This is a genomic window from Thermogutta hypogea, from assembly GCF_055386265.1.
In genome coordinates this window covers 347,998-367,794 of sequence record NZ_AP042425.1, presented here as the reverse complement: position 1 = coordinate 367,794, position 19,797 = coordinate 347,998, and the positions used below count along the sequence as shown (strand labels likewise).

At 60.7% G+C, this 19,797-nt stretch carries 14 protein-coding genes; 10 read left to right on the top strand and 4 right to left on the bottom strand.

Annotated elements, in window-relative coordinates; translation table 11 throughout:
- Positions 1-14 precede the first annotated feature (14 nt).
- Entirely contained in the window at positions 15-485 is a 471-nt protein-coding gene (locus ACZ5B4_RS01200; RefSeq protein WP_464912613.1) for a TraR/DksA C4-type zinc finger protein, read from the top strand.
- Between the two features lie 33 nt (positions 486-518).
- Here the strand turns inward: ACZ5B4_RS01200 and ACZ5B4_RS01195 are convergent, their stop codons facing one another.
- Complete coding sequence (locus ACZ5B4_RS01195; protein ID WP_464912612.1) at positions 519-1,568, bottom strand: glycosyltransferase family 9 protein; 1,050 nt, start codon at positions 1,566-1,568, stop codon at positions 519-521.
- Between the two features lie 161 nt (positions 1,569-1,729).
- On the opposite strand from ACZ5B4_RS01195, the gene ACZ5B4_RS01190 reads away from it, so the two are divergent.
- From ACZ5B4_RS01190 to ACZ5B4_RS01165, 6 genes are all read left to right on the top strand, one after another.
- Complete coding sequence (locus tag ACZ5B4_RS01190) at positions 1,730-2,773, top strand: NAD-dependent epimerase/dehydratase family protein (protein ID WP_464912611.1); 1,044 nt, start codon at positions 1,730-1,732, stop codon at positions 2,771-2,773.
- 481 nt (positions 2,774-3,254) lie between these two features.
- Positions 3,255-4,955 carry an ABC transporter substrate-binding protein gene (locus tag ACZ5B4_RS01185; RefSeq protein WP_464912610.1) on the top strand — a complete coding sequence of 567 codons (1,701 nt, stop codon included), beginning with the start codon at positions 3,255-3,257 and terminating at the stop codon, positions 4,953-4,955.
- Positions 4,956-5,051: 96 nt separating this feature from the next.
- Entirely contained in the window at positions 5,052-6,869 is a 1,818-nt protein-coding gene (locus ACZ5B4_RS01180; RefSeq protein WP_464912609.1) for an ABC transporter permease, read from the top strand.
- The gene (locus ACZ5B4_RS01175) at positions 6,866-8,134 is read left to right on the top strand and encodes an ABC transporter permease (RefSeq protein ID WP_464912608.1); all 1,269 of its coding nucleotides are present in this window, start codon (positions 6,866-6,868) and stop codon (positions 8,132-8,134) included. Before ACZ5B4_RS01180 ends, ACZ5B4_RS01175 begins: the two co-directional genes overlap by 4 nt.
- A 27-nt stretch (positions 8,135-8,161) precedes the next feature.
- Positions 8,162-9,196, top strand: coding sequence for an ABC transporter ATP-binding protein (locus ACZ5B4_RS01170; protein WP_464912607.1), 1,035 nt, complete (start codon positions 8,162-8,164; stop codon positions 9,194-9,196).
- On the top strand, positions 9,186-10,304 hold the full coding sequence (locus ACZ5B4_RS01165; protein WP_464912606.1) for an ABC transporter ATP-binding protein: 1,119 nt from the start codon (positions 9,186-9,188) through the stop codon (positions 10,302-10,304). Before ACZ5B4_RS01170 ends, ACZ5B4_RS01165 begins: the two co-directional genes overlap by 11 nt.
- A 69-nt stretch (positions 10,305-10,373) precedes the next feature.
- On the opposite strand, the gene ACZ5B4_RS01160 is transcribed toward ACZ5B4_RS01165, so the two are convergent.
- Positions 10,374-11,783 carry a sulfatase-like hydrolase/transferase gene (locus tag ACZ5B4_RS01160; RefSeq protein WP_464912605.1) on the bottom strand — a complete coding sequence of 470 codons (1,410 nt, stop codon included), beginning with the start codon at positions 11,781-11,783 and terminating at the stop codon, positions 10,374-10,376.
- A gap of 32 nt (positions 11,784-11,815) precedes the next feature.
- A complete protein-coding gene (locus tag ACZ5B4_RS01155; RefSeq protein ID WP_464912604.1) occupies positions 11,816-13,087 on the bottom strand; it encodes a glucose-1-phosphate adenylyltransferase in 1,272 nt (423 codons plus the stop codon).
- 461 nt (positions 13,088-13,548) lie between these two features.
- On the opposite strand from ACZ5B4_RS01155, the gene ACZ5B4_RS01150 reads away from it, so the two are divergent.
- Positions 13,549-14,916 (top strand): hypothetical protein, encoded by a 1,368-nt coding sequence (locus tag ACZ5B4_RS01150; protein WP_464912603.1) that lies wholly within the window; start codon positions 13,549-13,551, stop codon positions 14,914-14,916.
- A 144-nt stretch (positions 14,917-15,060) separates the two neighbouring features.
- Here the strand turns inward: ACZ5B4_RS01150 and ACZ5B4_RS01145 are convergent, their stop codons facing one another.
- The gene (locus ACZ5B4_RS01145) at positions 15,061-17,820 is read right to left on the bottom strand and encodes a M16 family metallopeptidase (protein WP_464912602.1); all 2,760 of its coding nucleotides are present in this window, start codon (positions 17,818-17,820) and stop codon (positions 15,061-15,063) included.
- Between the two features lie 248 nt (positions 17,821-18,068).
- On the opposite strand from ACZ5B4_RS01145, the gene ACZ5B4_RS01140 reads away from it, so the two are divergent.
- Together ACZ5B4_RS01140 and ACZ5B4_RS01135 are read left to right on the top strand one after the other, a co-directional pair.
- A complete protein-coding gene (locus ACZ5B4_RS01140) occupies positions 18,069-18,674 on the top strand; it encodes an isochorismatase family protein (protein WP_464912601.1) in 606 nt (201 codons plus the stop codon).
- A 186-nt stretch (positions 18,675-18,860) separates the two neighbouring features.
- Complete coding sequence (locus tag ACZ5B4_RS01135; RefSeq protein WP_464912600.1) at positions 18,861-19,769, top strand: SAM-dependent methyltransferase; 909 nt, start codon at positions 18,861-18,863, stop codon at positions 19,767-19,769.
- The last annotated feature ends 28 nt before the right edge of the window (positions 19,770-19,797 follow it).

Here is a 19,797-nt window from a genome sequence, read left to right as displayed (position 1 = left end):
CGAAAGGAAGTCCCATGCCGGTGCGATACTACAAGCTGTCCTGCGGCTCCTGCGGCAAGCGCGAGACGATCTCGCGCCACGAAGCCCAGGTTCGGCTTGTCGCCGCGCGCAAGCTGCGGGCGGTGGCTTGGGATTCCGATGAAAGCCTATTGGATGAGCTGATTCCCGCCCTTCTTTCGCAGCTACCCTGTTCCTGCGGTGAGAAGCATTGGCGGATCACGGGTCTGGAGTCGGCCGACGATTGGTCCGAGTCGCGGAGATGCCGCGATTGCGGCCGCGTGATTCCACCCGCCCGCTTGGCCGTTCTTGCCGATGCCGAGAGATGCGCGGACTGCCAAGCCGCGTGGGAAGCGGGACGTTCCGCCGAGCCGGAGAGGTTTTGCCCCCGCTGCGGTAACCCGATGAAATTAACGCCGCGCGACATCAGCGGCGTCACGCGCTACGTTTGGGTTTGCACCAAGAATCCGCCCTGCCGCGGGGTTTGACCGGGAGGATTGCTCGGGCGCGGCAATCCCCGTTCACACGTCGCAGGGGCGATTCAGCACGGCAAGGCAGGCCTGGAACACGTCCTCGGCCGGGACTTGCAGCATCACGTCCGGCGGGGCGGAACGCCACTTCAAGGGATGCGGCGCTCGCCAACCGCCTCGCACCACAATATGCCCTGGGCCGAACGGTCCGGAGAATTCCGGCCAAGTGGGACCGTAAATGCCGACGCAGGGGGTGTTCACGGCGGCGGCCATGTGAAGCGGCCCGGTATCCCCGGAAACCACGCACGCCGCTCGCCGGAGCACGGCGATGAGCGTAGTCAGCGAGGTCGGCGGCGCGACCCGACATCCCTCTCCGCCGGATTCCGCGATCTGATTCGCCGCGGTCCGTTCGGAATCGGTTCCCCACACAATCACCGAAGGCACGCCCAAGGTGCGCCACACGCGGCAGGCCACCTCGGCGTACCGTTCCGTCGGCCACCGGCGGGACGAGCTGCCGGCCCCCGGATTGATCGCCACGAACCGGCCGTTCACACCGCACGCACGCAATACCTCGTCGCAAGCCGCCGTTGCAACCGGCGTGCTCGGCAGGCGAAACTCGACGAGGTCGGCGTCCCCACCCAACGGCCGGACCAACTGAAGCATGTGCTGAACGACGTGCGGACCGGTCGTTCGGATGAGACGGTTGTTCAGTAGCGGCGCCAATTCACGGCCCCAAGGACGGGCCAGACCGATCCTGTGCTCGGCCCCCGAGAGCCACGCGAGCAGAGCGCTCTTGGTGAGGCTTTGGGGGTCCACGACCGCGTCGAATCGCAGGTTTTTCAGGCGGCGACGAAACTCCCGCAAGTAATGAACCGATTTGGGCCACCCCCGCGGAAGTTCGATCAATTCGTCCAGAAATTCGTGTCCACGAAGGACGGCCGCAGCGTGCGACTCGGCCGCCCAAGCCAAAAAGGCGTCCGGAAAACGACGCCTCAGCGCGCACAAGACGGGAAGCGTTAGAACCGCGTCGCCGATCGCGCTGAGACGCACGATCAAGATTCGCGGGCGAGGCGAAAGCGAAATCCGTTCGCAAGCGTTCACGTTACCCCATCCTTTGACGTAGAATCCTCTTGACGAAAAACCGGGCTTCTTCAAAGCTATGCGATATTCGGAGCGCCGGAGAGCGCCGCCTCAACCTAAGCGCCGGCCTGCTCCGCCGACGCTTTTTTCCTGTCCCCACCACGCCGGGCAAGTGTGCGGAAATGTCCAAAGTTTTGGTCACAGGCGCCACGGGTTTCATCGGCTATCATCTGGTCAAGGCCTTGACCGAAGGCGGCCACAATACGACGTGCCTGATCCGGAAGACTTCCCGTGTCGAGCAGATCCGTCCCTTCGGGGTGCGATTCGTCGAGGGCGATCTGTCGCATCGAGAAAGCCTAATGGAACCCCTGCGCGACGTGCAAGTGGTTTATCACTTGGCCGGGACCACCAAGGCCCTGCGACGCCGCGACCTCTATCGCACCAATGAGACCGGCGTGGTGGAACTGCTGGAGGCCTGCCGCCGGGTCTCCGACCCGCCGGTGGTCGTTTTGGTATCCAGCCTCGCCGCGGCCGGGCCGACGCCTGCCGGTCGCCTGATCCTCCGCACCGAAAAGGACCCGCCTCGTCCGGTCTCTTTCTACGGGCACAGCAAGCGTGCGGGAGAATTGGCCGCCGAGGACCGGGCCGGCGACGTACCCATCACCATCGTGCGGCCGGCGATCGTGTTCGGTGAGTGGGACCGAGATTGTTTCTTGATGTTCCGGCCGATCCGACGATGGGGACTTCATTTGGTGCCCGGCTACCGACGGAAGTACTTCTCGTTCATTCACGCGCAAGATCTCGTTTCGCTGATGATGTCGGCCGCCGAGCGGGGCGAGCGCTTGCCCGACCCCCGAGCCGGCGGTGCGGCGCCGGGTACCGGTTACTATTTTGCGGCCGGACCGGAAAACCCGACTTACGGTCAATTCGGCAAAATGATGGGTGCGGCCGTCGGGAGACGCGTCTTGGTGCTCCCCGTTGCTCCGCCCGTCGTTTGGCTCGTCGCCGGCGTAAACACCTTGATCGGCCGACTGAGCCGAACCCCCAAAGCCTTCTCGCTCGACAAAGCCCGGGAGGCCCTGGCCGGTTCTTGGGTTTGCTCGTCGGAGAAAGCCCAGCGGCAACTCGGTTTCCAGGTCGCCGCCACCCTCGCGGAACGGATCCGGCAAACCGCCGATTGGTATGTTGCTCAAGGTTGGCTGAGCCCCCCCAGACGCGCGGCATGACGGACCTCGGCTCAAAGCCGCATTGCGCACGACCCATCCCACTTTGCCCAGCCTGTGCAAACCCGAAGTGTTATTGACCGCCTTGCATAATTCTTTTACCATGCCGAACAAGAGGTCCGCCCACGCGGTGGGGAGCACCTGCGCGGGGCGACTCGCAGCGTTTTCATGGGAACGATATACGATAGGCCCGGCGCTTCGAGATATCGTCCGTCCTTAGCACGCGGTCCGCGCCGCCCGTTTCGCGAGTGAGCCAGCCATGCTGCGTCCTTCGATCCGTTGCTATTTCACAACCTCGGCCTGCATCGGGGAATCGGTACGCCCGATGTCGCGCGGCACCCGTTTCGTGCAACGGCTTGTGTGCTTGGCTTGCCTCGCCGCGTTGCCGGCAATGTTCGCGGGATGCCCGAGACCCGCCGGCGATTCCCTTGACGACGAGACTGCGGGAACCGCCTCGGAAGTTCGTGAATCCGCACGCCCGGCTGTGAAAAAACTGACGCGATCGGATCGCGAACCGGCCGCAGCGGACTTGCTGCTGCTGGCCTATCCCGAGGACCCCGATACCCTGAACCCCATCACCTCCAGCGATACCGTTTCGGAGGCCTTCCAATCTCGCGTTTACGAGACCCTCGCCGAGCCGAAGTTTGCCGATCCCGATGTCTTGGAGCCGGTCTTGGCCGAGTCCTGGGACTTCGATCCCGAGACCCTGGAATACACGATCCACATTCGCAAAGGCGTTAAGTGGCACCCCATGAAGCTCCCCAACGGCAAACCCCTGCCGGATGCCGAGGTCACGGCGCGCGACGTCGCCTTCAGCTTCGATTGCGTTTTGAACCCCAACATCGAGGCCGCGCACATCCGCAGCTATTTCGAAGACTCGCAGCCGGAGAATCCGGACGATCCGTATAAGATCGAATATCGCATGAAGGACAAATACACGTTCGTCGTGCGATGGAAGAAGCCGTACTTTTTGGCCCGCGATTTCACGCTTTTCGGTTTTCCCATTATTCCCAGGCACGTGTACTCGGTGGATGAACGCGGCGATCCCATTTCCTATGATTTCTCCTCCAAGGAATTCGCCGACGGGTTCAACAATCATTGGGCCAACAAACTGATGTGCGGCAGCGGGCCGATGGTCTTTGTGGAATGGCGAGCCCAGCAGAGACTTTCCCTGACGCGATTCGCCGACTATTGGGGATCGCCGTATTACTTCAGCGACGTGCTCTACCAATGCATTTCCAATACGAATACCATGACGCAGAAATTGCTGCAAAACGAGTTGGATTTCGCCGGCATGCCGGATAAAGACCAGTTCCTCCAGGCTCAAACGCACCCGAACGTCAAGTCCGGCAAGGTCAAGCTGGTGGATTATAGTTATCCCGGCTATCGTTACATCGGTTACAATCTGGACCGCCCGGTCTTCCGAGATCGCGAATTCCGCTGGGCGTTGGCCCATGCGACCCCGGTCGATGCCATCATCGAGCGCGTGTTCCGGGGATTGGCGGAGCGCACCACCGGCCCCTTCTTGCCCGGCAGCAGCAGCTACGATTCCACATTGGAACCCATTCCCTACGATTTGGAAAAGGCCAAGGCTCTTCTCGAACAGGCCGGCTGGCAGGATTCCGACAACGACGGGATTCGCGACAAGGTCGTCGATAATCAGCGGATTCCGGCGCGATTCGAGCTGATGATCTACGCGGATTCGGCAAGTTACCGCCAGGTCGCCGAGATCGTGAAGGAGGAATGTCGCAAGATCGGCATCGACGTGGTCATCGCGCCCACGAAGTGGAACTTGATGCTGCAAAAGCTCCGCAAGCGCGATTACGATGCCGCCATGCTCGGCTGGGCCCTCTCTTGGAGGCAAGACCCCTACCAAGTTTGGCATAGCAGCCAAGCCGACCTGCCGGATAGCTCGAATCACGTCGCTTATCGGAACCCGGAGGTGGATGCTGCGATCGAGAAACTGCGGGTGACCATGGATGAAAGCGAACAGCACGAACTATATCGCCGAATCCATCGACTGATCTATGAGGATCAGCCCTACACGTTTCTATTTTCGGACCGCGCCACCGGCGGGTACGATACCCGCATACGCAATGTCAATTTCTATAAGATTCGTCCCTGCTATGACGGTCGCGAATGGTATTCGGACCGCCCCCGCCTGACGGGTCGAGAGATGCCCTGACGGCAGACGCCGGCGGGCTTTCCCGTCGCTCCGATGGAACATTGGCCGCCGGGGGGCTGTCAATGCGGCTGAACCCTCTAGGAACCGATCGATCCCGTGCTGAGTTATATCGCTCGTCGCCTGATTCTGATCCTGCCGACGCTTTTCGGCGTGACGGTCGTGTCTTTCTGCATCATGCAGTTGGCGCCGGGGGACCCGTTGCTCATGCAATTGGGCGCGAGCGGGCTGGCCGGGCAAGGCACCCAGACTCGGGAAGCCTATCTCATTCAGAAACGGGACCTCAAATTGGATCGGCCCCTGATTATCAACCTGCGTTATTTTTGCGACTATTCCGACGCCGTACGCCAAGCCGCACGTCTTCTCGTCTCTAACGAGGCCGAGATCGCGGAACTGTTGGGGGCGCTCACCGCGGCCCCGGATAACCCCGATCATCGAGCCACGCTGCGTTTCCTGCATTCACTCGGAATCCCTCGGTTTCGACAACGCCTCGCCGATTCCGCCGAACATCCTCGCCTGGCGAAGGCCGTCGCCGCGTATGCCCGCGTGTATTGCGAGGATCTCGGGATGCACGGGGTACCGCCGCTGATCGATCTCCTTCGCCGGCGCGATATCGATTCAACCGAGAAGATCGGCGTGATTCATGCCTTGAATGCGATGGTCGTGCAGCCCTTTACCTATACTTACTCTCACACGCCTGCGGATGCGGAGACGCCGCGCGTCGTTGGCGCCTGGCGGCAGTGGTGGCGCCGCGCGGAACCGCTGACGCGTCCTCTGTCCGACGAGCGGCGGGCTGAACTCGACGAGCGCTTTCGAGAAATGCTCTCCCTCCCCCGCCGCGAATTGTTCGAGGAGCTGGATTATCTCGATCCGGCCGATACGCGATTCTACATCGAAAAGCTTCTTTCCGAGTCTACGCTGCAAGAGCGGTTCCTCGCCGCGCTGGCTCTGCGCCGCTTGGTCCGCGATCCGTTGCGATTGGACGTGCCGAATCGGGCCCCCGATGAATGGATTCACGAGGCGGCCGATAATTGGCTGGTTCATTATGAGCTGAACCGGCAACAGTACGAGCCGCCGCTTTGGAAGCGCTGCGTGTATCTGTGGACGGATACTCAGTACGCCCACATGCTGTGGCGGTTGGCGACGTTCCAATTCGGCCGGTCCGCTACGAAGACTCGGGAACCGGTCGCCGTCAAGATCTGGAATGCCGTTTTGGTCTCCGCGCCACTGATGCTGATGGCGGAGTTGGTGATCTACCTCATCGCCATCCCGGCCGGGATCGCGGCCGCCGTGTACCGGAATACCTGGATCGACCGCTGGATCACCTTGAAGCTGTTCCTCCTATATTCCATCCCCCCGTTTGTTGCCGGCATGTTGCTTCTGCTTTTCTTCTGCTACGGCGACTACTTGAAGTGGTTTCCCATGCTGGGGCTGCACTCACCGGATGCCGATCGTTATAGCTGGGGGCGGTATCTCGCGGACTACCTTTGGCACGCCTTTCTTCCCGTAGTGTGCTTATCTCTATTCAGCCTCGCCGGATTGGCAATGTACTCGCGGACGGCCATGCTCGACGTCATATCGCAAGATTATATACGGACGGCCCGAGCCAAGGGGCTGTCGGAATCCAAGGTCATCCTGAAGCATGCGTTGCGGAACGCCCTGATTCCGATTCTGACGCTCTTCTCATCGTTCCTGCCGGCTCTTTTGGGCGGTTCGGTGCTGGTGGAGTACATTTTCGGGATTCACGGCATGGGGCGACTAAGCTGGGAGTCGATCGAGCAAAAGGACTATCCGACCTTGATGGCCTTAATTTATATCGATGCCATCGTGGTTTTGGTCAGTATTTTATTGACGGATATTCTGTATACGGTGGTGGACCCGCGAATCAGCTTTGCGTCGCAGGATCGGCAGCGATGAGTCAGCGAGACGGTTATCTCGACATCCTGTGGTCGCAATTCCGGAAGAACCGGGCGGCTTACATTGCGCTGCACTTACTGGCCCCGCTCTTTCTATTGGCGATCTTTGCGCCGGTCATCGCCTCGAACGTGCCCTTTTATTACAACGACCGAGGCGAAACGCTCTGGCCCTGGTTTCGGGCTCTTTTGAATCCCGAGGAGACGGTCGACTTCTGGTTCAACACGGCCTTGGTCGCCTTCTTTCCGTGGCTCGTCATCGCGACACCGGCCAATCGCATTTGGCGACGGCAAGAGGTGGGGCGATGGGCGAGGACGGGAAGGATTGCGGCGCTCTACGTGGGCTTGATCGGAGTCGTGAGCGGCGTCTTGCTGATTCCCGGCGTCCGGCCGGACAATCGCTACCGCGCGAGGACGTTTCCCGAGGAACAGTTCCGAAAGGGCGAGGGCGTCACGGCGATCTATCCGCCGATCCCGTTCGGCCCGACGGAGCAGGATATCGAATCGTCCGTCAAGCCCCCGATGTACCGCAAGCCGCGATTCGTAATCGACTCGGCGGGTCGAGAAGTCCTCAACTGGCGCAAGAGCAATGACGGCTTTCCCCGCCTTCTGGGAACGGATGACGTCGGCCGCGACGTGCTGGTCCGCATGATCTACGGCCTGCGGATTTCTCTGACGGTGGGCTTCGTGGCCGTGGGACTATATATCACGATCGGAGTCATTCTGGGGGCGATCGCAGGGTATTTCGGCGGAGCCGTCGATATCCTCATCTCGCGCGTCATTGAAGTCATAATCCTGTTTCCCAGCTTCTTTCTGATTTTGACGCTGGTCGGACTGCTGGGGCAAAGCATCTATATCATCATGGTGGTGATCGGACTGACCGGATGGCCCACGGTGGCTCGGCTGATCCGAGGAGAGGTGCTCAAGCAACGCGCCATCGACTACGTGCAGGCGGCTCGCGCGATGGGCGCATCCCACATGCGGATCATCTTTCGGCACATTCTGCCCAACGCCGTGTCACCGGCGCTCGTGGCGGCTCCGTTCGGCATCGCCGGGGCCATCATCACGGAAGCGGGATTGAGCTTGCTCGGCTTCGGGGTCCGACTCCCCGCTCCCAGTTGGGGCTTGATTCTGCGAAGCGGCAGCGAGAATTATCACTATTGGTGGTTGGTCGTCTTCCCGTCCTTGGCGATTTTTTTCACCGTCACGGTCTTCAACTTGGTGGGAAGCGGGCTGCGGGATGCCATGGATCCGCGGTTGCGAGTTTAGAACGACAACGGTCTGAGGATCAGCTACGTGTCCACGCTCGTCGATCACGATACGACCAAGCAGCCCTCGACGCTCTTGAGCATTCAAGATTTGCGCACGTATTTCTTCACCGAGAAGGGCGTGGTCAAGGCGGTGGACGGCGTCTCCTTCGACGTTCCCAAGGCGAGGACGGTGGGAATCGTGGGCGAGTCGGGTTGCGGCAAGTCCGTAACCGGGTTGTCGATCATGCGGTTGGTGGCTCCCCCCGGTCGGATCGTGCAAGGCTCAATCATGTTTCGCGACGGCGATACGGTCAAGGATTTGGCCCGCTTGCCGGAGCCGGAAATCAGGAAGATTCGCGGTTCCCAAATCGCCATGATCTTCCAAGAGCCGATGACGTCGCTCAATCCCGTGTTCACGATCGGGTCTCAGATCCTGGAAGCCATCCAGTTGCACCAGCCGGATTTGGGATCGCGCAAGGCGAGGGAGTTGGTCGTCGACCTGTTGCAGAAGGTGGGCGTTCCCGACCCTCAAGCCCGCCGGCATTGGTACCCGCATCAACTCTCGGGCGGAATGCGGCAACGTGTGATGATCGCCATGGCCTTGTCGTGCGAGCCGCGGCTATTGATCGCGGACGAACCTACGACGGCCCTCGATGTGACGATTCAGGCGCAAATCTTGGAACTGCTCAAACAATTGCAGGCCGAGAAGGACATGGCGGTCCTCATGATCACGCACGATTTGGGGATCATCGCGGAGATGGCGGACGAGGTCTTGGTCATGTACGCCTCGCGGATCGTGGAGCAGGCATCGGTGCTGCGGCTCTTCGCCAATCCCCTGCACCCATACACGTGGGGCCTGTTCCGCGCTCGGCCGGTCTTGGGAATGACGAAGGGGAAGGAATTAGTGACGATTCCCGGCGACGTTCCCAATGCCGCCGACCTGCCGCAAGGTTGCAAGTTCTGCCTCCGCTGCAAGTTCGTGCAGGACCGTTGCCGAGAGGAGGAGCCGGAGCTGAGAATCCTCGAACCCGGGCACGAGGTGCGTTGCCATTTCGCGGGTGAGCTTGACTATGAGCGATGACGTGTTGCTGCGAGTGCGTCGACTGCGGAAATACTTTCCCGGCCCGGGCGGCCTGTTCTCCAGGGAGAGAAAGGTGGCGCGGGCGGTGGACGGTGTTTCGTTCGATGTCCGCAAGGGAGAAGTCTTGGGGTTGGTCGGGGAATCGGGCTGCGGCAAGACCACGGTCGGCAGAACCATCCTTCGACTGATCGAACCGACCTCCGGCACGATCGAGTTCTTGGGGCGGGATATCACCCATCTTCCAGGCAAGGCCCTTCGCGATCTGCGACGCGGGATGCAAATCGTCTTTCAAGACCCTTTCAGTTCCCTCAATCCGCGCATGACGGTCGGCGCCGCAGTGGAGGAAGGTTTACTCATTCACGCCGCACGAAAGAAGGAAGCGGACCGCCGACACGATGCGACCTCGCGTTCCCGTGAAGACGTTCCCGACGAAGATTGGACGGATCCCGAAACGCGTCGCGGCATCGTTACGGACTTGTTCAGGCGGCTGCGTCTACCCCCCGACATTTACGACCGCTATCCGCATGAGTTTTCGGGAGGACAGCGGCAGCGGATTTGCGTGGCCCGGGCGGTGGCCTTGCGTCCGAAATTCTTGGTACTGGACGAGCCTTTGTCCGCCCTCGACGTCTCGCTGCAAGCCGAAATCATCAATTTGCTGATGAAGTTGAAGGCGGACTTCGACTTGACCTATCTGTTCATTTCGCACGATTTATCCGTGGTCGAGTATTTGTCGGACCGCGTCGCCGTGATGTATTTGGGGCAAATCGTGGAAACGGCGGACAGCCGCCGCCTCTATGCGGAGCCGCTTCACCCTTACACCCAGGCGTTGCTGTCGGCGGTTCCCCAGATGGACCCCACCGCGAAACGTCGCCGGATCGTGCTCGAGGGCGACGTCCCCAGCCCGGACAATCCGCCGAGCGGCTGCCGCTTTCACCCTCGCTGCCCGCTGGTGCGGGACATTTGCAAGCGAGAAGTCCCGCGGACGCTGGACCTGGACGGGCACCTCGTCAAGTGCCATGTCGTGGAAATGGAGCGCGGCAAGGAGGGCCGAATCCTCACGGATGAGGAGCCGGACGGTCTTCCGACCGGCACTGCCTCGGCCGGGTGAATACGACGCAGCGCCCGCCCCAAAGGCGACGTCGGAAGCGGCCGGCAACGACCTCAAGACGTTCGGCGATCAAAAGTCGGTCGCGGGATCTCCCCATTCCGCTTGCAACGCTTCCAGACGTCGTTCGAGTCGCTTTCTCTCCGCCTGGTACTCCGCCCGGTCCGCCAAATTGTGCAGTTCCCAGGGATCTTGCTCCAGATCGAAGAGCTGCGTACGGCGATCTTCGCCCACGTGGTAGCGGATGAGTTTGAACCGTTTTTCTCGCACCGTCCGCTGCCAATCGCGGTAGGCCGCGTACACGGCGTCGCGGACCTCGGCGACCTCTCCCCGTAAGACGGGCAAGAGCGACTTGCCCTCGACGCCGTCGGGCAGGGGGACATCGAGCCATTCCGCCACGGTTGGGAACAGATCAAAAAGATAGACCAAGGCGTCGCTCCGCCTTCCGGCTTCCACGCCGGGACCTCTCAGGATCAGGGGCACGCGGATGCTGTGCTCGTACAGGTTCTGCTTGCCCATCAGGCCGTGACGCCCGACCGCCAAGCCGTTGTCCGAAGCGAAGATGACCAGCGTTTGGGAACCCAGACCGCTTTCCTCCAGGGCTTGCAGGATTCTTCCGACCTGCGCGTCCAAGTGCGAGATCATGCCGTAATACTCGGCGATTTGCCGTCGAATGTCTTGCGGGTCGCGGGGAAAAGAGGCGAGCAACTCGTCGCGGATCTTCAGCTCGCCGTTATCGAACGGATGTTCCGGCATGAAATTCGGCGGCAGCGCGACGGTCTCCGGTCCGTACATCCGGGCGAATTCGCCGGGGGGCGTCCGCGGGTCGTGCGGCGCCGTGAATGCGATATAGGCGAAGAACGGGCGATCGTCCTGGTATGTCTTCAGGAATCGAATCGCCTCGTCCGCGAACAGTTCCGAAGAGAACTTTTCGCCGATCTTGCGGTCTTTTGCGGGGTACTTGCCGTCGGCGTGAAAATCGAAAATCGGGATGGCGAAGTGGTCGTGCATGCCGCCGAAAAAGACCGCACCGCCGCCTTCGAAGCTGCGGGCATAGGATGGGGCTCCGTTGTGCCATTTCCCGACGCCGAACGTGTAATATCCGTGAGCGCGGAAGACCTCGGGCCAGGTCCGCACATTTTCCAAATTCACGGGGCTCCGCCACAGGCCGCGTCCGCTCATGAGCATGGCTCGACTGGGCATGCAAACGGCGGGATGCGTGGAACCCACGATGAAGGCGTGCGTGAACGTGAAGCCCTCCTCGGTCAGCCGATCCAGGACGGGAGTTCGAATTTCTTCGTTCCCCAACGCGTGGATCGTGTCGAATCGCTGATCGTCACTGAAGAGGAACAGGACGTTTTTGGGTTTTTGCGGTTCCCCGGCCGAACAATGCGGCGTACCCGGCGAGAAGCCCGGCAGCGTCGCAAAAAAGGCGGCCGCGATAGCCGCTGCAATCACGGCCCGCAATGGATGTAACAACATGGCAAGCACTTCTCTGAATGGGCCCGGCGTCGTCATGCCATCGACCAACCGTCGGGCAGGACCGTCTCTTTCGGCACGACGATGACGCCGTCGCGAATCATGCCGAATTGAGTCTCGGGAGATTCCTGCACTCCCGAGGCGTTGACCACGCGCACCTTTTTCCCGATGCGGCAGTTCTTGTCGATGATGGCGTTTTCGATGTGGCACGCTTCGCCGATCATCATGGGCGGGTCTTGCATCGCGCCGTCGCGATCGTAAAAGTCGTTGCCCATGATGATCGCGTTTCGGATCACGCAGTCAGGGCGGATGATGCTTCGCAGCCCCACGATGCTGTTTTCGATCACACAGCCTTCTCCGATCACGCAGCCGTCCGCAACCAGGCTGTTCTTGATGTTGGCGGCGGCGATGCGAGACGGCGGCAAGAACCTGGCGCGCGTGTAAAGGGGTGCGTTCGGCGTTTCCAGCGAGAATTCGGCGTCAGGTCGGGTCAATGCCAGGTTCGCATCGAAGAAAGCCCCGATCGTCCCGATGTCCTCCCAATAGCCGTCGAAGATGTAAGCCTGCACGCGGTAAGAATCGATCACGGACGGAAAGACCTCCTTGCCGAAGTCGCGGTAGTCCGTGCGTTCCAGAATGTCGGCCAGGACATCGCGGTTGAAGAGGTAGATGCCCATGTTGGCCACGTATTCGCGGCCTTTGGCGGGAATACCCAGTTTTTCGATCCAGGCCGGTTCGGTGCGAACGGCGTCGAGCTCCTCTTCGGTTTTGGGTTTTTCGTGAAAGGCCACGACTTCGCCGTCTTCCTTCAAATGGACGATTCCGAGGCCGGGCGCCGCCTTGCGATGGACGGGGATGACGGCAATCGTAACGTCGGCATTCCGCTCTTGGTGCAAGGCCATCAGTCGGCCGTAGTCCATGCGGTAGAGCTGGTCGCCCGACAAAATCAGGACATGGCCCACATCCTTACGGCGGACGTAGGTCAGATTGTGCCGAACGGCGTCCGCGGTGCCCTGGTACCAATCCGAATGCGTCAGCGTTTGCTGGGCGGCCAAAACCTCGACGAATCCGCCGTGAAAGGCGTCGAAATTGTAGCTGGCGCGGATGTGCCGGTGCAAACTCGCGGAGTTGAACTGGGTGAGGACGTAGATTCGCTCGATGCCGCTATTGATGCAATTGGAAATCGGTACGTCGATGAGGCGGTATTTGCCGCCGATGGGCACGGCCGGCTTGGAGCGGAATTTGGTCAGTGGATAGAGTCGCGTCCCGCGGCCGCCGCCCAAGATGAGTGCCAAGGTCTGCTTCATGACATGTCTTCCCCGAGGAGTTGCCTGTCCGTCGCTCCGAGATGCCTTGCCCTACCGATCTCCCGATGGTTGCATGGTATCACAATGCCCACCGAGTTCAACTACCGTCAAGCGGTCTTGCTTGCCGAGGCAAACGGCGCCGCGAAAAGGCCGGTTCGGGTCCCGAGAGTCCGGCGATCGGGCCGGCGGAAAGGTGATCCGATAGCGGAGCGTCGGGAGGGAAGCGAGATCGCCGGCAACGTCCCCTCATAATCGTTAACCTTGTCATTTCGCGCGCAATCCCGGCGTCCGGGCGGATATCGCGGCGGGCGGCGGGCGACTTGCATCAAATATCAGTAACTCACAGACGATGACAGAGATAAGGGCGGCACGGATTATGCCGCTCTTGTCTTGTGACGCTCCACGGTACTCCCCGCAAAACCGTGGCGGAATATTCTTCCGGGAAGGAAAGGACGGATCCGATGAAATGGCGTTGGTTGTTTTTCGTGGTAACGGCTGCCTCAGTGATTCTCCCGCCGCCCGTGTCCGGCCAAGAGTCCGCCGAGCAGCGGCTTCAACGGCTGGAGGCCGAGACGCAAGCGTTGCGTGACGAATTGGTTCGACTGCGGTCGGAGTCCCTTCGGCCCTTACCGCCCGTCACCCACGAGACGGCTTCCTACGCCGTTAACGCCCCGACGGAATCGGAAGCCGAGTATTACACGATGGATGAGTTGCGGGCCGAAATGAAGAAACTGGCCTGGACCAAAGGTGATTATCAGATCGTGCCGTACGGCATCCTATGGGGATCGACGAGCTATGAGTCTTCCCACTCCAACCTCGGCGACTACTCGCTCTACGTCTTTTCCGCGAGCGATCAAGGCGAGGCTGCTTGGCACGTCGACGCCAAGTCTACGCGGCTCGGTCTGGATTTCACGGGACCGCGAATTCCGGCACTCGGATGTGCCCAGAGCGGCGGCAAGGTGGAGATCGACTTCCAGGGCAATTTTACGCAGGAGAACAAGGGGACCGTCCTTCTGCGGCACGCTTACGTGGAGGTCAAAGACGAGTATTTCCGGCTCCTGGCGGGCCAAACATGGGATGTCGTATCGCCGCTTCTGCCGGGGACGTTGATGTACTCGGTGGGTTGGGGGGCGGGGAACATCGGGTACCGCAGGGCGCAGTTCCGTGCGGAGAGGTACTTCCACGTGTCGGATTTTCTCTTGGTCACAACGCAGGCATCCATCAACGCCGACATCGTTTCCGAGTTCGGCTCGAACTTCATCGGAGATCATGCCGATTGGCCGGTCGTGGAGGGGCGTCTGGCTTTCACCCTGGGCGATCGCGGCAAGGACGGGCGGCCTTTGGAGTTCGGCATTTCCGGACATATCGGGGAACAGGTTTGGGACTTCCTCACGCCGCCTGCCGCGGATGACGTGGAATTGCGAACCTGGTCCTTCAACGTCGATTTCCGCTATCCCATTACCAAGCGATTCGGTGTTCAGGGAGAATTCTTCACCGGTGAGAATCTGGGCGCGTACCTGGGCGGTGCCCTTCAGGGCGTGAACACCGTGACGCGAGCCACCATTCGGTCCACCGGCGGCTGGGTGGACGTTTGGTACGACTGGACCGACCGGCTGCACAGTCACGTGGGTTATTCCATCGACGATCCCTTCAACGGCGACATCACCTCCGGCCGAACGTATAACCAGTTCTATTTTGCCAACCTTAGTTACGACTTGACCAAGAAGTTCCTCGTAGGCGTGGAAGCCGGCCAATGGAAGACGAATTGGGCGGGTAAGCTGCCCGGTGATAGTTTCCGGCTGGAGTTCGTAGCGAAGTACGGATTCTGACGGCTTGAGCTGCGACGGCAAACCGACGGCCGATATTTCCCACCCCAATAATGACAGCGGCCCGGAATCGCAGGAATCCGGGCCGCATTCGTTTTCTCTTGGACGGTGCGACATACCGGGCGTCATACCGGGGACGGCGCTCCGCTAGCGCGCCGAGGAGGTCGTTTCCGGATTGACAGTCGCCTCGGCTGACACGGCCGGCAGCGGAGAGGTCGTCGCCAGGATCGCGTGGCCGAGGTACTTCCGTGCAACTGCGATCACGTCCTCCAGCGTGACGGCTTCGATCCGGGCGTCGAACGTCTTTTCGTAGTCGTAGCCCAATCCGTAAAGCTCGTTCAGCACCGCTTGGAAGGCCTGATCGCCGATGGTGGTATTCTCTTGGGCGTGGTATGCCGTCAAGAGTTGCTTCGCGATTTCGAACTCCTTGGGATCGATGCGGCCGGACTTGGCCTGTTCCACGCGGCGTTCGATTCGGGAAACGACCTCTGCCAGGGATTCCGGCGATGTCTGGGACATGATCACGAAAAAGCCGGGGGTCGGGCCCGCGAACGTGGTGGCGTGCACCATGTAGACCAGTCCTTGACCGCGTAATTCCTCATGCAGCCAGCCGCCGGGATAACCGTATCCGGACATGATCGTATCGAGCACCTGGATGGCGGCGTAATCCCGTTCGTCGCGGACGGACGGCGCGCTGTACCCCAGAAACAAGAAGGCCGTCGGCTTTTGCGTTTGCATGTGCCTGGCGATGTCGCGAGGAATGGAGTTATCGCGATCGAAGGCAATCTCCACGGGCTTTTCGCCCGGTTTCATCGCGCCGAACCACTCTTGAACTAGGTTCAGCGCCGCCTGCGGCTCGATATCGCCGAAGACGGCCACGGCCGTATTTTCCGGCACAAAATAATGCTGGTGATGCCGCATCAGGTCGTCGCGAGTCAAGCCCTCCACGCTTTCCCTCTTGCCCTCCGGAAGGAGATGGAACGGCGAACTCGGGGGCAGGAGGTCGCAGAACAGCTCCATCGTTTCGGCGTTGGGGGAGGCCTTGCGGTTGGCGATGGCCGTCAGGGTGAGCTGCTTGACCTTGGCCAATTCCTCCTCCGGGAACGTCGGCTTCAACAGGCACTCCGCGACCAGGCTTCCCGCAGCGGAAAATTGATCGCGCACGGTCCAAAGCCGAGCCGTAAAGGTGTGCCGATTGGCGGAGAAGCTGACTCGGGCGTCATACGTGTCGAAAAGCTCGGCGATCTCCCGGGCCGAACGACTTGCCGTGCCTTTGTCCAGCATCTGGGCGACGAGATTGGAGCGGCCCGCCGTCGTGTCGTCATCCACCAGATTGCCTCCCAGAATCGCCACCTGCATGGTGACCAGCGGCAGATTGGCCTGCCGTTTCAGGATAACGCGCAAACCGTTCGGCAGCCGAACCATTTGCACCGGGCTTTCTTCGGCGGACGCAGCTTCCGCTTGACGCACGGGCGACTTGCCGGGCGGGTAAATCGCTACGCGGTTCAATCGCTGAGGCACGAAATAACGACGAGCCGCCTCGCGCACTTCCTCCGCCGTGACGCGTTGGACGGCCTCGGTGTAAGCGGTGTCGAAACGCGGATCGCCGGTCGCCAAGAAGGCTCGCCCCAGACTGTCCGCCGCGGATTCCACCGTTTCGCGATCGAAGATCAGGTCGGCCGCCTTTTTGCGTTTGACGCGGTCCAGCTCCTCTTGCGGCACGAGTTCATCGCACAGCCTTTGAATCTCCTCCAGGATGATTTTCTCCGCCTCGGCCTCGTTTTCGACTGGGCAGTCCACGATCACTCCGAACCAGCCGCGGACATAGGAAGGCGTGGCGCTGGCCGCCGTGACATCGAGCACCAAGGAACGATCGCGCTTGAGCCGGCGGACTAACCGCGAACTTTCGCCTCGTGTGAGGATCTCGGCGGCCACATCCAGCGGATAAAGGTCAGGATCGCTCAAGCGCACCGTGGGCCAAGCCAGGACGAAATTGCACGTTTCGCCCTCCATTTCTCGAATCGACTCGCGGGGCGAGGTTTGCGGCGGCTCTTCGACCAGCGGCACATACGTCTCGGCGGATCGACGGCTGCCTCGGTAGCACTGGGCGATGCGTGCGACCACGTCGTCCGTCTTCACGTCGCCCACCACGACGAAGACTTGGTTATTCGGCACGTAACGCGCGCGATAGAAGTCGATGATCGCCTCGTTGTCCGTTCGGCTGAGCACGTCCAAATAGCCGATTACCGGGTGCCGCGCCGGATGTTGCAAATACAAGGTTTGATTCAACATCTTCCACAGCACGCGTTGCCGATTCGCCTCGCCGTCGGCCAATTCCTGCTTCACGACCTTCAGCTCCCGCTCGAACTCGGCCGGTTCGAAGGCGATGTTCTGCATGGCGTCCGCCATCAGCTCGATTACCTCGGCCACATTTCTCGCCGGGCAGTCGATGAAATACGCGGTCATATCGCTGGAGGTAAAGGCGTTCGTCTTCCCGCCGAAACGGTCGATCAGCTCCGCGATTTCCTTCTCGCTGCGGTTGGTCGTCGTACCTCCCGAAACCACGTGCTCCAGAACGTGACTCAATCCGGCGCCCAAATACTTGCCTTCATAGATGCTGCCGGTGTTGCGGACGAAGCAGCGGACGGTGGCCACGGGCGCCGTGTGGTTTTCCTGAACCAGAATGGTTAAACCGTTCGACAGCTCGAACAGGGAGATACCGTCCGGGAAAGCCACTTGCTTGGTAATCTGCGGGACGTCGGACACTTCAGCCTCCACAGGGGACTCCGCGGAAGAGGAGGGTTCCGCGGCATGCACGAGACAGGAGGCCGCCGTCAGCCCCCCGATCATTCCAGCGATGAACTTGGCGACGACAACACCACGCAACCGTGAAAGGAAACGCATCATACCATGGTTTCTCCATTGGGCGGAGGGAGCGGCGTCTCGAGGATTCGGGAAACCCGCCGACGGTTTGGGCCGCCGCCCGAGGCGGAGCCTAAGCCGATCGTTTAACATTATTGGTTAGGCCGTCGGGGTTGCCAAGGGCGAGTCGCAACGAACGGACACGCGAACCATCGCCTCGCGGGACTCGCCGGAAGGGGGATCGAAAGCGAAAACGATCGTCGCAGATAAGCGTTTCAGGGAGTGCATTCGGCATGAATCAGAGTCCATTCCTACCGCGCAGTCCGGAGTTGATGGCGGCCGATGATACGGCCCTGTTGGTCATCGACGTGCAGGAGCGGTTGTTGCCCGCGATTCGAGATCGGGAACGGGTGGTGTGGAACATCCGCCGCCTGATCGACGCCGCTAAGATTCTGAACCTGGCCTTCGCCGCCACGGAGCAGTATCCAAAAGGATTGGGGACTACCGCGGCCCCCTTGGCGGAGCGATTGGGTCCCCGGCTGGAGAAGCTGATGTTCAGTTGCCGCGAGTGCAAACAATTGTTGGAGGACTGGCGGCGAACCGGCATCCACCGCATCTTGCTGTGCGGCATCGAAACCCATGTATGTGTGCAGCAGACGGCCTTGGATTTGCTGGGTATGGGGTTTCGGGTCTATGTGGCGGTGGACGCCGTCGGCTCGCGTTACGAGGTGGATTATCTCACTGCCTTGCGGCGGATGGAGCTGTGCGGCGTCGTTCTGACGACGGCGGAGTCCGCGATGTTCGAATGGTGCGTTCGAGCCGGGACGCCGGAGTTTCGCGAAATCAGCCGACTTGCCAAGGAAACGCCGCCCGGCGCGCCCGCCGACCCGGCGCCTTGAGCTTGCGCGGCTGAATAATTCTACTCTACTTGGCAGGCCGGGGATTTTTCCCACCTTCCGCGGTCTTGTCGTCTGCCTCCCCGCGTATTACACTTACACAAATCGTATTACCACTTGGGATTCCGAGAGAACGAACGCGGATTCCCAAAGCCCCTTAAGATCTCACCGTTGAAAGGAGCGGAATTGATGTCGCCGCGAAAGCGTTGGGAAGCGTTGAGGTGGAAGCTGCAATTCGTCCGAGTTCTGGGGACGGCCTTGCTCTTGTGTGCCTTTGCCGGTTCGGCTTTTGGGCATCCCACGCGGCTGTTCTTGGTGGGCGTCGGGCCGGGCGATCCGGATTTGATCACATTGCGAGCCATCGAAACCATCAAGAAAGCCGACCTCATTTTCTGCACCGATGGTATTCAGGACAAATTCGGTGAATATCTGGCCGGCAAAGAGGTCGTCACCGGCTATTGGCGACTGTTCGAATACTACGGAGCCGATCCGGAGACCTTGCCCCCCGGAGAGCGTCCACGAGCCGAGGAATTGGCGAAAAAACGCGACGAATTCATCGCCCGGGTCCGGCAGGCGATCGAGCAGGACAAGACCGTGGTGATCCTGGACAACGGCGATCCGTTGATCTACGGCCCGTGGTCTTGGTGCTTGGAAGAGTTCGAGGACCTTCATCCCACGGTAGTGCCCGGAGTCAGTGCGTTCAACGCCGGCAATGCCGCTATCGGCAAGGGAGTGACCAATGCGTCGGAGACCAAGTCCGTCATTCTGTCGGCCAACGATTGGCCCGGCAAAACGGACACCATCGACAAGCTGGCCCAACTGCGAACAACGATGGTATTGTTCACGATGCGGGCGGACTTCAACTTCTTCATCGAGAAATTGAAGACGCATTACCCGCCGGAAACGCCCGTGGCGGTCGTCATTCAGGCCGGATATAAGGGCAGGGAACAGGTCATCCAATCCACGCTGGAGAAAATTCAAGCGGAGGTGATTCCGGAGCAGTTGCCTTTCGAATACATGATTTACGTGGGCGACTTTCTGACGTTTCGCCACAAGCGGCCGGCAGCGACGGCCCCATCCGGCGCACATGCTCACTGACCGCGTTTTCGCCTCCGCGGTATTTGAG

Coding starts and splice junctions, on each gene's coding strand:
- ACZ5B4_RS01140 (WP_464912601.1), top strand. CDS start 18,069: ATGAATCAGAGTCCATTCCTACCGCGCAGTCCGGAGTTGATGGCGGCC.
- ACZ5B4_RS01135 (WP_464912600.1), top strand. CDS start 18,861: ATGTCGCCGCGAAAGCGTTGGGAAGCGTTGAGGTGGAAGCTGCAATTC.
- ACZ5B4_RS01150 (WP_464912603.1), top strand. CDS start 13,549: ATGAAATGGCGTTGGTTGTTTTTCGTGGTAACGGCTGCCTCAGTGATT.
- ACZ5B4_RS01165 (WP_464912606.1), top strand. CDS start 9,186: ATGAGCGATGACGTGTTGCTGCGAGTGCGTCGACTGCGGAAATACTTT.
- ACZ5B4_RS01190 (WP_464912611.1), top strand. CDS start 1,730: ATGTCCAAAGTTTTGGTCACAGGCGCCACGGGTTTCATCGGCTATCAT.
- ACZ5B4_RS01160 (WP_464912605.1), bottom strand. CDS start 11,783: ATGTTGTTACATCCATTGCGGGCCGTGATTGCAGCGGCTATCGCGGCC.
- ACZ5B4_RS01200 (WP_464912613.1), top strand. CDS start 15: ATGCCGGTGCGATACTACAAGCTGTCCTGCGGCTCCTGCGGCAAGCGC.
- ACZ5B4_RS01175 (WP_464912608.1), top strand. CDS start 6,866: ATGAGTCAGCGAGACGGTTATCTCGACATCCTGTGGTCGCAATTCCGG.
- ACZ5B4_RS01145 (WP_464912602.1), bottom strand. CDS start 17,820: ATGATGCGTTTCCTTTCACGGTTGCGTGGTGTTGTCGTCGCCAAGTTC.
- ACZ5B4_RS01155 (WP_464912604.1), bottom strand. CDS start 13,087: ATGAAGCAGACCTTGGCACTCATCTTGGGCGGCGGCCGCGGGACGCGA.